This is a genomic window from Alteromonas sp. ABH2_165 (assembly GCF_056159945.1).
Map to the genome: position 1 here is coordinate 251,597 of NZ_JBSWWF010000004.1, position 13,453 is coordinate 265,049.

Here is a 13,453-nt window from a genome sequence, read left to right on the forward strand (position 1 = left end):
ATTTTATGAAAGAAAAATGACAGTTCGTCTACGAAAAGAAGACGGTTAACGGATCTTGTTCGTTTAGTCTTGGAGTTGCGTCGGCAGTTGTGATTAACTCCGGTGCGCAACGTAGCTGGCTAGTTGCCTAAAAACTCAGTCCGCTTTAACCACACGTTGTCCTTTTCAAATAATAAAAAGTCATCATTACTAGATGCCTAAGTCTCACCCTGACGCCAGAAAAAACAGTAGGCGCAACGACGCCATCATTGCAGAGCATGCAATGGGTTGAATTCACATATAAATTCGGGAACACACTATGCAACAGGAAAGATGCATTTCCTCTAAATTCAGATACTCTCTTCTCTCTGCAGCCATTATCGGCTTGCCGCTTTCTTTTTCAACACAGGTGCAGGCGCAAACTGACACCGTCGCTGATGCCGATCTGGAAAAAATTCAGGTTGTTGGTTCGCGCCGTGTGGGCCGCACCGTTAATGACTCACCTGTACCCATTGATATCATCGATGCGTCTTCTATCGAAGCGACGGGTTTGACAGAAACTAACATGATTCTGAACCAGTTACTGCCTAGCTTTAACTTTCCGCAGCCTTCCATTACCGACGGTACTGACCACGTGCGTCCTGCGCAGCTGCGTGGTCTGGCACCGGATCACACGCTGGTACTGGTAAACGGTAAGCGTCGTCATACCAGCGCACTGCTTAACCTGAACGGTTCAGTGGGCCGTGGCTCATCGGCAGTAGACTTAAATGCCATTCCAGCCAATGCCATTAAGCGTATTGAAGTACTGCGTGATGGTGCGGCAGCCCAGTATGGCTCTGACGCCATTGCCGGTGTTATCAACATCGTGTTGAAAGACGCTTCCGAAGGCGGTGAGTTTTCTGCCACCTACGGTGCAAACGTGACCACCATGGACGGCGTGCCAGATTTAAACGGTGTGTACATTAATGACGAAGGTAACTTAGGTTTTGATACTGGTTCAGACCGCAGCCTGACCGACGGACAAACTGCCACCTTGCGCGGCAACATGGGCTTTGAATGGGGCGATGATGGCTTCATCAATGTGTCTGCCGAATATCGCGATCGTGGTCAGGCTAATCGTGCCGATTTCGACCCTCGCGAAAACTACGCCCGCGATGCTGATGGCAACCTCGACCCACGCGAGTTGACAGCTAACCGTTACAATCACGTTTATGGTAACGGTGAAGTAGAAGACTACGCGCTGTTCGTGAATGCAGGTAAAGCGCTGACCGATGAGGTTGAGTTCTACGCAACAGCCGGTGCCAGTACCCGTGATTCAATCAGCGGTGGTTTTTATCGTCGGGCTCAGGATGGCCGTAACATTGTGACTATTTATCCTGATGGTTTCCTGCCGCAAATTACCACTGATATCACTGATACGTCATTACTTGCTGGTATAAAAGGCTACGGCAATGTGTGGAATTACGACCTGTCTGTTACCCATGGAGGTAACAAACTGGAATACGGCGTGGTAAATACGCTGAACACCTCTGTGGGCCCAACCAGCCAGACTAGCTTCGACGCCGGTACTCTGGAATATAACACCACCGTAGTGAATGCGGATGCCTCTCGTCTGGTAGAAACCGGTGTGTTCTACAGTGAAATGAACTTCGCCATGGGCGCAGAATATCGTCACGAGAGCTATGAGATCTCTGCCGGTGAAGAAGCGTCCTACTTGCAAGGTCCATACGCGGCAGGCGGTCTTGAAATTGCCGGTGAAGGCGATACCCTGGCTGCGGCCGGTTCTCAGGTATTCCCTGGCTTCACCCCTGCATCTGCTGGCGAAAACAGCCGTCATAACTACAGTTTCTATGTGGATTTAGAAGCTGACGTGCTGGAAAACTGGAATGTTGCGGTAGCTGGTCGTTACGAAGACTACTCTGACTTCGGTAGCACCTTTAACTGGAAACTGTCTAACCGAGTGACTATCACTGATGAGTTTGCGTTGCGCGCATCGGTTTCTACGGGTTTCCGTGCACCTTCCCTGCAACAGCAGTACTTTACTTCTATCTCTACAGTATTCATTGACGATGTACCTACCGAAACCGGTACCTTCGCGCCTTCCAGTGAAGTAGCGCAGGCATTAGGTAGCCCGGGTCTGGATGCCGAGGAATCGACGAACTACAGTGCAGGTTTTACCTATTCGCCAACGGCTGATTTTAACCTGACTGTAGATTTCTATCGCATCGATATTGATGATCGCATCGTGTTATCGAACAACTTGTCTGGTGAAGCCATTACTGCGCTGCTGGCGGGTACCGGTGCCACACAGGGGCGTTTCTTCCTGAATGCCATTGACTCACGCACGCAGGGTGTCGATATCGTGTCTACTTACACGCTGCAAACGGCAGAGTGGGGCGCATTCAACTTCAATCTGGGCGCGAACTTCAACGACAACGAAGTTACCGATGTGATTGATGCACCAGAAGTGCTGCAGAATGCTGGGTTTGACCAGGACAACCTGTTCTCGGGTGTTGAACTGCGTCGCTTCGAGTCTAGCTCACCGGATAATAAATTTAATCTGGGTGTGACCTGGAACTACGATCGCTATACCACCACCCTGCGCACTACCCGTTACGGTGAGGTGGAAGATCCAGCTTCTACTGCGGCAACCAATGAAATTATTCCTGCTGAGTGGATCACGGATCTAGACGTAAATGTGGCACTAACGGAAGGCTTGTCGGTATCGGTAGGTGCTAACAACCTGTTTGATGTGTACCCGGAAGCAAGTCGCTACCTGGTTGAGTCGCCGTCTACATTTACTAACCTGTTCCCGTATTCTGGCTTCTCGCCTTACGGTTTCACCGGTCGTTATGTTTACGGTAAAGTGGCTTATCGCTTCTAAGCGTTAAACTTACAAAAAAAGCCAGCGGTTCAGTGAAGTGTCCGCCGGCTTTTTTTGCCTTGCGTTATAGCTGACTAACGATGATTATTAATTAAGAATTTTTGACGTAAATTTTCAGTAAAGCTTAACTCTGTAACGCATTCCCGTTGCAGAATAAATGCTGACTCGACGTACTTTTATTTCGTAGAAAAGCATTTATGAATCAAATATCGACCCCCTCCACGCAAAAAATCATCTCGATCACCAGTCAGTCTCATTCGGGTTCAACTGTGCTTTCAATGGCGCTGGCCTGTCACTGGCAACTGGTTTCTTTAGGAGAAATCTATCAGGTACTGCGTGAACAGCCTGATTTCTGGCTGGACGATCCCGCACAACGTTGCAGCTGTGGAGCGCATGCTTCTGAATGCAGCTTCTGGCGTGTTGCACTTAGCCGGGTGAAGCAACAACAGAAACATACTGGTAAGCCGGATAAAGCCGATATTCGTGCAGGATATCAAATTGTTCTTGATACCTTCCGCGAGCAGTTTGCAGACTTGGGAATCGTTGATACCTCGAAGGGGGAAGATCATATTTCTTTGCTGAGCGAACTTAAAAATGCCGATCCACAGGTGATTTTTCTGCTCAGGGATGTGCGCTCATTTGCTGTTTCGCAAACCCGACTCGCTCGCCTTGAGAACCGTAAAGGATTTAAAAAAGCAAAAGGGCATTACTGGTACCAGATGGTTCGCTGGTATACTCGAAATAGAAAGCGGGAAGCAAATCTGATTCGATCTGGCCTTTCCTATCAGCAAATCGGGTATGAAGCGTTTTGCTTTGATGTGCGAAATACGCTGGCCCGCACCTTCGAAAAATGCGGCTTAGAACCCGCTGATCAAGAACGTGATATACATCACTCAGAACACCATGTTTTATTTGGCAATCCTATGCGCCTCAACGCCAGTGCTCATCAGCAGATTAATTATGATGACAGGTGGTTTAAGGAAACGGGATATCAGCTACCCCTGACTCTGATGCCATTTGTGATGCGGTACAATCGTGAAAAGGTGTATGCAGTCGGGAAGTGATCTTAAGGAAGTTTGTTTAGCTCGAATAACAAGTTAACAGATGGCGGTGCACGCACCGCCAATATTCAGATAAATGCTCAGAAACTGAAAGTTCTGCTCACTGACGCCACAATGCGGGCATCTGCTCTGTCGAGATCCATGGTGGTATCTTCTGCCGCCAAGGAAAAATCAAACCCCTGATAAGAAGTCAGGTAAGCCAGTCGCCAGTGATAATAGTCGTTATCGCCGTCCCAGCTCCATGCTTGTTCATCATGGCTGTTTGAGCGGTCTCCACTAATGCGAATGGTGTGACCTGGTGCCACTTCAAAAGAATGGGCCAGCATAATAATTGAGTGTCCACCACCCAATCCGAAATAATCCCAGCTATACCAGAAGTTGAGCTCTGTGTTACCCAGTTTATTGCCGTGATTAAAGCTGGCGTAGACTTCCGGATAATTGTAGTCGCTGCTGTAGTCGGCGCCGTGGTAAGTGTAATAAGCAATACCGGTATCCAGACTCAGGCTGTCAGTCAGCGCCTGGTAATAACCTGTGTAGCCGTCCCACTCCAGTTTGGTTTCGTCACCGGCATAGTCAATGTTAGAAGCCCAGGTGCCCGCATACCAGCCATTGTCGGCGCTGTAGTCTATGCTGCCCTGCAGAGCTGGGTTGTTCTGTGTTTGGCTCACACCATTGAAGGTGTAGTCTGAATTTAGCGAAACGGTGCCAGACCAATCGGCCTGGGCATCAGCGGCTACCAATAGACTGGTCGCTGCCAACGGTAATAGTGATTTAATTAATACTGCTTTTTTCATTTAATTAAGAGTCTCTATTTTAGTGAAATCAATTTTGTTTTCTTTTGGTGAAGCTTCGATATTGCTGACTTTTCTTGCTTTAGTGACAGCCATGTAACCGGCACAAATGAAGAACAAGCCAATCACTAACGCGCCCACCCACTGGATTTTCAGGAAATCCAGCTGGAACAGCATGGTAAGTAAACTCAATACCACCACGTTGCCGATGATGTATTTGGCTTTGCCAAAACGGGCCACAGTGATATTCAGGTTGTCGGTGTACAGACGCACCAGTGAATCCAATGAATTCAACACAAATGTGATGCCCACAAATGCCATGGCCAGGTTATATAAGCCGCCAGTGTTCAACCCGTTATCGTGATAGAAGTATAGTACGGAGAACCATGTCGCGATGGGGATTGACGGAAATATCAACATTGCCGCCAGAACCTGATAGGTACGTAAACCACCCACGAAACGGGAGGTAAACTGACCAATCATGATGCTCCAGGCAAACCACCAAAACAGGTAAAATTCGTGATAATCGTTCAGCGGCAACAGAAACTGTTCGATGTTGCCAAAGTAGTCACCCATCATGGCAGTGGTATTAATAAACGCACCTACAGAGCCGTTGTCACCTAAGAAGGCGCCTGCCCACATCAGCGCGATAAGGCCGATGAATAACCAGGTGGTCGACAAACTTAAAATACGAACGTATTTCAAGCTGGTACTGGAATATACCGCCCCGCTAATTACAGCCAGAACAATAAGATAAAAAATACCCGTTCCCACGCTGGTGTCTTCCAGTGAAGGCAAATACCAGGGCAAATTTGCCAGTAATAAATAAGCAGTGAAGGCACAGGTACCAATGATCACTACATTATTTATGAACTTTACCCAGGAAATTTCGAAAAACTTCACCCGCGGTTCAATCACGCAAAAATAGAAACAGGTAAGGAAGTAGAAACTCCAAATCAGGAAACCCCAGAACCCGAACTCAATGGCTAACGGGTTGGCAAAACTGTATTCCGGGCTCACAGCCGTATCGGCGTAACCGGCAAATTCAGTCAGCGGGAACATGATCAGGCCCACATCGAGCCCAGAGGTAAACAAAATAGCGATAAACGTTAATGTGCGAACTGGGGTAACACCGACACAGCGGATGCGGCCCCATTTCAACAGGATAAAGGCGATAGACGCGTACGTGAATATCAGCCCGGCGGATAACCAGGTGGTCATAATTTCTCCCAAGTTAAATGCTGTTCGAGCGTAAACTGGCGAGTAACCCTTACGAGTTAGCTCGCTGCTTAGTCTGCCAGTCCTGTTCCATCAGAACGGGTGTATCGGTCGCCGGTGGTAATGCAGATTTGCCCAGAATTAAATCTGCGGCTCGCTCTGCAACCATAATTGTCGGCGAATTGAGGTTGCCGTTGGGAATGGTGGGGAAGATGGAGGAATCCACTACCCGCAAGCCTTTCACGCCGTGTACCCGCGTTTGCGGATCCACTACGGCCATATCGTCTGTGCCCATTTTGCATGAGCACGAAGGGTGATAAGCACTTTCAACGTTCTGACGCACAAAGGCATCAATTTCTTCGTCGGTTTGTACGTGTTTACCCGGTTGGATCTCTTCACCGCGATACGCAGATAACGCATCCTGGCCAATGATTTCCCGTGTTAGTTTTACGCAATCACGGAAGCCTTCGCGGTCTTCCTCTTCAGCTAAGTAGTTGAACAGGATCTCTGGTGGCACGGTTGGATCGGCCGATGTCACCTTAATATGGCCGCGACTTTTTGGCTTGTTATGGCCAATGTGAACCTGGAAACCATGTCCTTTCACTGCACTCTTACCGTCGTAACGCATGGCTGCAGGCAGGAAGTGATACTGCAAATCAGGCCATTCAACGCCGGCTTTAGAGCGAATAAAGCCGCAGGATTCAAAGTGATTGGTTGCACCCAGCCCCTTCTTTGTGAGGATCCAGCGAACACCAATTTTTAACTTGCTCCACCAGTCCAGCTTGCCGTTCAGCGTAATGGGCTTGTTGCAGCGGAACTGGAAGTAAAACTCTAGGTGATCCTGCAGGTTCTGGCCCACGCCCGGAAGCGCATGTTTAACCTCAATGCCTGCCGCCTTAAGGGTGTTAGCGTCGCCCACACCCGATAGTTGCAGCAGGTGAGGGGAGCCTACTGAACCCGCCGATAAAATCACTTCATTAGCAAAGTACTCTTCCGTGTTGCCCTTACGGGTTAACCGAACCCCTTTTGCGACTTTATCGTCGATAAGGACTTTCTCAACCAGGGCATGAGTAATAACAGTAAGATTACTGCGTCCCATGGCAGGACGAAGATACGCATTCGATGCCGACCAGCGTACGCCGTCTTTTACCGTCATATGCATGGGGCCGAAGCCTTCCTGCAAAGCGCCGTTATAATCTTTGGTTTGGAAATATCCCGCTTCAACGCCCGCTTCGATAAAAGCAGAATAAAGCGGATTCTCCATGTTATTGCCGTTATTAGTGGCTAAGGGGCCTTTGCCGCCACGATACTCGTCGCCACCAAACGCCCAACTTTCCGCTTTTTTGAAATATGGCAAACAGTGCGCATAGCTCCAGTCGGTGGCACCGTGTCGTTCCCATTCATCGAAATCTTTGGCATGACCACGCACATACACCATGCCATTAATCGACGAAGAGCCGCCGAGCACACGACCACGGGGGCAGTGCATTTTGCGATTGTCCAAATGAGGCTCTGGCTCGGTTTCAAACTGCCAGGCGTACTTTGTCGTGTTCATTGGAATAGACAGGGCAGTAGGCATCTGAATAAAGATGCTTTTATCACTCCCCCCATTCTCAATGAGCAATACGTTGTGGTCGCCGCTTTCAGTAAGACGGTTGGCTAATACGCAACCTGCTGAACCGGCACCGACAATAATATAATCAAACTTCTGCATCAGACCTCCTAGATTAAAACGGGCTTTCTACATCAGACATGCCGATGTAAACCGCTTTGGTCTGGGTGTAGTGATACAGGGTTTTCAAACCATTTTCGCGACCGATACCCGACTGCTTATAGCCGCCAACCGGCATTTCAGCGGGTGATGCACCGTAGCTGTTAATCCAGCAAATACCGGCTTCCATCTGATGAATAACGCGGTGTGCACGGGTAATGTCTTTGGTGAAAACACCTGCTGCGAGACCAAGGTGTGTGTCATTCGCCCGGGCGATTACTTCGTCTTCGTCGTCGAAGGTTAATACCGACATCACCGGACCGAAAATCTCTTCCTTCACGATGGTCATATCGTCGGTGCAGTCAGTGAAAATGGTTGGTGCAACAAAATAACCGTTTGGCGCAGATGCCGGTTTAAGTGCGTGACCACCGGTTACCAGCGTCGCGCCTTCATCTTTACCTCTCTGGATATAATCCATCACCAGGTTACGGTGCTTCTCAGAGATCAATGCTCCCAGATTCGTCGCAGGGTCCATCGGATCGCCGGCAACGATGTTCTGTTCAGTGCGTTGCTTGAGTTTTTCCATGAACTCGGCATAAACACGCTTATGAACGAAAACCCGGGTACCGTTGGTACACACTTCGCCTTGGGTGTAAAAGTTCGCGAGCATGGCGGCAGAAACCGCATTGTCTACATCCACATCATCAAAAATGATGAGTGGCGATTTGCCGCCCAACTCCATGGTGACGTCTTTCAGTGAAGAAGCAGAGCTCGCCATGACTTTTTTACCTGTACCCACTTCGCCAGTGAACGATACTTTGGCAATTTCAGGGTGCGCGGTTAGCCAGGCTCCCACTTCACCGTCGCCCTGAACTACGTTGAACACACCTGCGGGTACACCCGCTTCAATGAAGATCTCTGCCAGCTTGAGTGCGCCCAGCGGAGTTTCTTCAGAAGGTTTAAAAATCATCGCATTTCCGCAGGCTAATGCTGGTGCAGATTTCCAGCAGGCAATTTGAAGGGGATAGTTCCAGGCACCGATACCGGCACAAATCCCAAGGGGTTCCTGACGGGTGTAGTAGAAGTCGCCGCCTAAATCTTGTTGATTACCTTCGATGGAAGGTGCAAGGCCAGCAAAGAACTCGATGCTATCTGCACCGGTTACCACATCAACTACCGACGCTTCCTGCCAGGCTTTACCGGTATCCAGAACTTCAATTTTTGCCAGCTCGTCATTGCGTTCACGCAACAAGGCAACCGCTTTCAACAAAATGCGGCTGCGCTCCATTCCTGACATTTTTTTCCAAACAGCAAAGCCTTCCTGGGCGCTTTCCATTGCCGCTTGTCTGACATCATCACAAGCTTTTTCCATTTGATAGGCCACTTCACCGGTGGCGGGGTTAATGACATCAAAGGTTTCACCTGTGCTATTAGCCAGGTATTTACCATGTACGAAATTCTGGTAGCGGGGTAACGACATTAAATGCTCCGAAATTAAGAAATTAGTTTTGCAATAAATTGCTTACAAAGGCGCTCACTTGCCTCAAAGTCAGGATTCGATTCCTGACTCAAGGCACTGCGCAGCCAAAAGCCGTCAATCATTGCAGCGGTTGCCTGAGCCGCTTCGATAGCCTCATCTTTTGGCATGAGCTGTCGGAAGGAGAACCGTAAGTTGCTCAACAAACGTTGGTTGTTGATGTGCTGTAGTCGCGCCAGTTCAGGCACGTGCAGCGACTGTTCCCAAAAACTTAACCAGGCTTTAGTAGCAGGCTCTGAGCGTTGAAACACACTGAAGTTACTTTCAACAATCAGATTAAGGCGCTCAACCGGAGACAAGGTTTGCCCAGCCGTTTTTTCGACCAGAACATGATTTAGCTTGTCCAGTAAATGACGCACAGTGGCTTCGATTAACTGCTGCTTACCACCAAAATAGTGATTAATGATCCCAGACGATAAGCCCGCTTTTTTACTGATAGTAGTAATGGTTGTGTGGTACAGACCAAACTCATCAATTGAAGCCAACGTGGCTTCAATAAGCTGCTGCTTTCGTATGGGTTTCATTCCGACTTTAGGCATAATTTTTTGTTGATTGACCGTTCAATTAAAATAAAGCTTAATGATTTGAGTTGAATCTATCAAGTGTCTTTTTGTTGCTGATCTCAGGGTGCTGCAGCAAATCTCTTGGATTATTCTGATTTCAAATAATTGAAGTTTAATGGTATTTTTTTAATTGTGACTGTTTTAAATCGTGTCTTAAATAATTTGAATTTATATCTTTAGTTGCTGACGTTGGTTGTTTTTTGTACTGATTGATGATGGGGTTAGGCTATTTTTTTTAGTGAATCAGTTTCAAATGTGTCGTCCAGGCAGAGGAATATTAATAGTCGACAGGAGTTGAAAAAGACCAGTTGCTAAATTTATTTTTCATTTTATTTTAAATTGAAATGCATTTTTCGTTACTGTATTGTTAATGCTCAATTTACTGGCCACGCTTTAAGGAATTTATGCGCATAGGATTAGTAGGCTACGGTACTGGCGGACAACATTTTCATGCACCGTTTATCGAAGCAGCGAAAGGGGTAACGCTGGCTGCAGTAGTGGCCAGAGCACCGGAAACTATTGCTAAAGTTAAGGCGGATTTTCCTGAATTGCCTGTTTATAGCAGCCTTACGGACATGATTGCCTCTGGTTCAGTGGATGCAGTAACAATTACCACACCGCCAGCTACGCGTCAGTCGCTGGTACTCGAAGCGCTCGATGCGGGGCTGCATGTAATAGCGGACAAGCCATTTGCGCCTGATGTAAAGCACGCCAGGATTCTAGAGGAAAAGGCGCAGGAAAAAGGCGTCGTACTGGGCGTTTTTCATAACAGACGGTTTGATACAGATGTGCTCACTCTGAAAAAAACGCTGGATAGCGGTGTTTTAGGCGAACTATCCCGGCTTCATACCCGCTTTGATCTGGATGATCAGGGGACTCTGGAGAAAGGCCCTGAGGGCGGGCTGTTGCGTGATCTTGGTTCTCATCAAATCGATCAGATATTGCATTTACTTGGCCCGGTAGAATCTGTTTATGCCAGTCTTGATAATCAGATGTATCCGGAGGGGCTTACCAACGTAAGTTACTGTCTTACACTCAAACACACGAGCGGGATTACTTCCCATGTCTCAGCGTCTAAACTGAATTATCAGGTAGCCAAAGAGTTTATTGTTTATGGAGAGTCCGGCAGTTATTACTCTAATTCTACCGACGTTCAGGCGGCAGCAATTTTTGCCGGAGACCGGCCGAAAGATAATCCCGAAAAGTGGGGCATAGAAGAGAAATCGCGTTGGCCGGTTTTAGCTACTGCTGAAGGTAAAACCCACATTCGCTGCGAGCAGGGGAATTACCACGACTACTATTCTCAGTTTGCCCTGGCAGTAAAAAATGGTGATAAACCACCGGTTACACCAGCAGATGCTATTGCTGCCATTGAGGTAATGGAAGCCGCTTATGAAAGCGCCGGAACGAATCAGGCAGTGAAGTTATAACTTCACTACCTGTACCACCTTAGTGGCCGGAAAATATAAAAGCCGAGTAAGGCGTCATGTGAATAAGGTTGTCGTTAACTGAAAACGAGTCAGTGGTGATCCCGTCCTGCCAGCTGAACAAACATTTGGCATCTGAAGGTAAGCCGTTGAGCCGGTATTCATCGACATCAGCCCCGGAAAGGTTAATAAACACATAAATTGACTTGTCATCAAGTCCGTTCGTACGCTTATACCCCAGCACTTTCTGCCCGTCATCTTTGTGAATGACTTCCGCGGAACCGCCGGTCAGGGCGGCGCTTTTACCGTCACTATTGGTGCGCAGTGCCACCAGTGCAGCGAAGGCTTCAGCAAACTCTTTAAAGCGCTCTTTGCGGTCCCATTCAATATCGTGGTTATCGTCGAACCAGCCGGATTCTTTGAAATCCTGCCCCTGGAACAACATGGGCACGCCGACGGACGTCAGTACCAGTACGCCAGCCAGAATACCTTTTTGACGAGCGAAGTAATTATCGTCTACATTGCCGGGCGCAACTTCTTCAACCAGCCGCGACTGTCCGTTTGCCACTTCATCGTGGGATTCGGTGTAAACCACCCGGGCGAACGGGTTGTTGCTGATCACATTTGTCACCGAAGAGGCGACCGTATTTAAATCGACATGACTGTCTTCCGTTTTTGTCAGTGCATCACGGATAGGATGAACAAAGCCAGCGGCCCATTGAGAAGTGTAACCGCAACCCCCTTCTTCAACCGGGTTGGTGATGTATTCGTGGGAGTGTAAGTCTTCAGCGATGGTCATCTTATCTGGATGCGCCTGGTGGACTTGTTGGTTTATGGTTCGGATCAAATCGTAGGCTTCCGGAATATCATCCTCGCCATTATCGGCACCAGACACGCTGCGCATATAGGGCACCATGTCCATACGCAGGCCATCGGCATGAAACTCATCCACCCACATTAAAGCGTTGTCGGTGAGATAGTCACGCACTTCCTGACGGCCGTAGTCGGGGCGTGTGTCGCCCCAGGGGGTGGCGCTACGGTAGTCGTTGTAAAAATAAATGCCGCCTTTATCATTTTCCTGCCAGCCATCAAACTGCCAAATATCCAGATCACTGGGGCCAAGGTGGTTATACACAACATCGAGTACGACACCCATGCCCAGCCCATGGGCGGCATCAATAAATTCTTTCAAACCATCCGGGCCGCCATAGGCTTCTTCTACAGCGTAAGGATAAGCCGGGTTGTATCCCCAGCTAATGTCGCCGGCAAACTCATTAACCGGCATCAGCTCAATAATATTGATGCCCAGCTTTTTTAGTTCGGGTAACTTTTCAATAGCCGTTGCGAAAGTGCCGTGGCCGTCCATCGGTTTATTAAAGGTGCCGATGTGCATTTCGTAAATTACCCGTTCATGGATGGGAGGGGCTTTAAACGGGGAATGCTCCCAAGGAAAGTCATCGTCGTAGATAACGCTATTGCCCACACTATTCGTTAACTTGCGCGCCCGTGGGTCATTCTTTACCAGCCGCTCATCCTGTCGCGTTGTAATGATGAACTTATATTCCTGGCCGTTTTCTGCATTATCGATACAGCCATACCACACGCCACCGTTGGTTGCGTTCAGTGCCGTTCCGTTATCGTTCCAGCCATTAAAAGTACCTGTTACTGCCACCGCTTTTGCGTTGGGGGCCCAAACCGCAAACTGGTAGCCTTTCGCTACGGGTGAAACGCCGAGTAATCCGTTAAATGAAGACATCGATAGGCTCCGAAAAGAAGGTAATAAAGGAAGTGATTAACTACTATCACTCGCAGAGCAAAGAAGATGCCGCAAAATGGCGTTTGTGTTTTATTGATAGGCTTTTAATTACGGCGTGAAACCAACTGATTTTGTTTTACTTTTTTAGAGTAGCTGTGAATGTGTCGATTGGGAGGAAGCTGATGGGAATATTGTTACGGGCAAAATTTACCGGCACGCAAAGCAAAAACTTCCCGGTGAGTGAGGGGAGCTTAGGATGATTGTTTTGCCATATTGCAATATGGCATGTCAGTTTTGCGCGCTTATTAGGACTAAATTTTCTGATTTGGCGGTGTTTTACCCAGAAAAAGCAAAATCGCGGTTGACAGTTAGACGTCTATACGGCAAATTGTCGCTATGAAAACAATTATTAGCACCACCGGCATGATGATTATTACCACCTCGTTGAGGGCGGTCGCTGGCTAGTGCGCATAAGCAAACAGACATCGAAAGCCCGCCCCCCAACAAGGAGCGGGTTTTTTTTTAC

Annotated in this window: 9 protein-coding genes; 3 read left to right on the forward strand and 6 right to left on the reverse strand. The window is 48.3% G+C overall.

The features are described from left to right. The first annotated feature begins 298 nt into the window (after positions 1 to 298). A complete protein-coding gene (locus ACXAFQ_RS10070) occupies positions 299 to 2,863 on the forward strand; it encodes a TonB-dependent receptor plug domain-containing protein (protein ID WP_474821014.1) in 2,565 nt (854 codons plus the stop codon). A gap of 197 nt (positions 2,864 to 3,060) precedes the next feature. Further along, complete coding sequence (locus ACXAFQ_RS10075; RefSeq protein ID WP_474821018.1) at positions 3,061 to 3,927, forward strand: hypothetical protein; 867 nt, start codon at positions 3,061 to 3,063, stop codon at positions 3,925 to 3,927. Positions 3,928 to 4,004: 77 nt separating this feature from the next. Here the strand turns inward: ACXAFQ_RS10075 and ACXAFQ_RS10080 are convergent, their stop codons facing one another. The 5 genes from ACXAFQ_RS10080 to betI are packed head-to-tail and all read right to left on the reverse strand — an operon-like array spanning position 4,005 to position 9,720. Continuing rightward, complete coding sequence (locus tag ACXAFQ_RS10080; RefSeq protein ID WP_474821022.1) at positions 4,005 to 4,718, reverse strand: TorF family putative porin; 714 nt, start codon at positions 4,716 to 4,718, stop codon at positions 4,005 to 4,007. Then, positions 4,719 to 5,936 (reverse strand): BCCT family transporter, encoded by a 1,218-nt coding sequence (locus tag ACXAFQ_RS10085; RefSeq protein WP_474821026.1) that lies wholly within the window; start codon positions 5,934 to 5,936, stop codon positions 4,719 to 4,721. It lies immediately after the preceding gene. A 49-nt stretch (positions 5,937 to 5,985) separates the two neighbouring features. Continuing rightward, on the reverse strand, positions 5,986 to 7,647 hold the full coding sequence (gene betA / locus ACXAFQ_RS10090) for a choline dehydrogenase (RefSeq protein WP_474821029.1): 1,662 nt from the start codon (positions 7,645 to 7,647) through the stop codon (positions 5,986 to 5,988). A 13-nt stretch (positions 7,648 to 7,660) separates the two neighbouring features. Further along, entirely contained in the window at positions 7,661 to 9,124 is a 1,464-nt protein-coding gene (betB, locus tag ACXAFQ_RS10095; RefSeq protein WP_474821033.1) for a betaine-aldehyde dehydrogenase, read from the reverse strand. A 14-nt stretch (positions 9,125 to 9,138) separates the two neighbouring features. Further along, complete coding sequence (betI, locus tag ACXAFQ_RS10100; RefSeq protein ID WP_474821038.1) at positions 9,139 to 9,720, reverse strand: transcriptional regulator BetI; 582 nt, start codon at positions 9,718 to 9,720, stop codon at positions 9,139 to 9,141. A 428-nt stretch (positions 9,721 to 10,148) separates the two neighbouring features. On the opposite strand from betI, the gene ACXAFQ_RS10105 reads away from it, so the two are divergent. Then, positions 10,149 to 11,174, forward strand: coding sequence for a Gfo/Idh/MocA family protein (locus ACXAFQ_RS10105; protein ID WP_474821042.1), 1,026 nt, complete (start codon positions 10,149 to 10,151; stop codon positions 11,172 to 11,174). 19 nt (positions 11,175 to 11,193) lie between these two features. Here ACXAFQ_RS10105 and ACXAFQ_RS10110 read toward each other — a convergent pair whose 3' ends face one another. After that, positions 11,194 to 12,927 (reverse strand): alpha-amylase family glycosyl hydrolase, encoded by a 1,734-nt coding sequence (locus ACXAFQ_RS10110; RefSeq protein ID WP_474821045.1) that lies wholly within the window; start codon positions 12,925 to 12,927, stop codon positions 11,194 to 11,196. Positions 12,928 to 13,453: the final 526 nt, after the last annotated feature.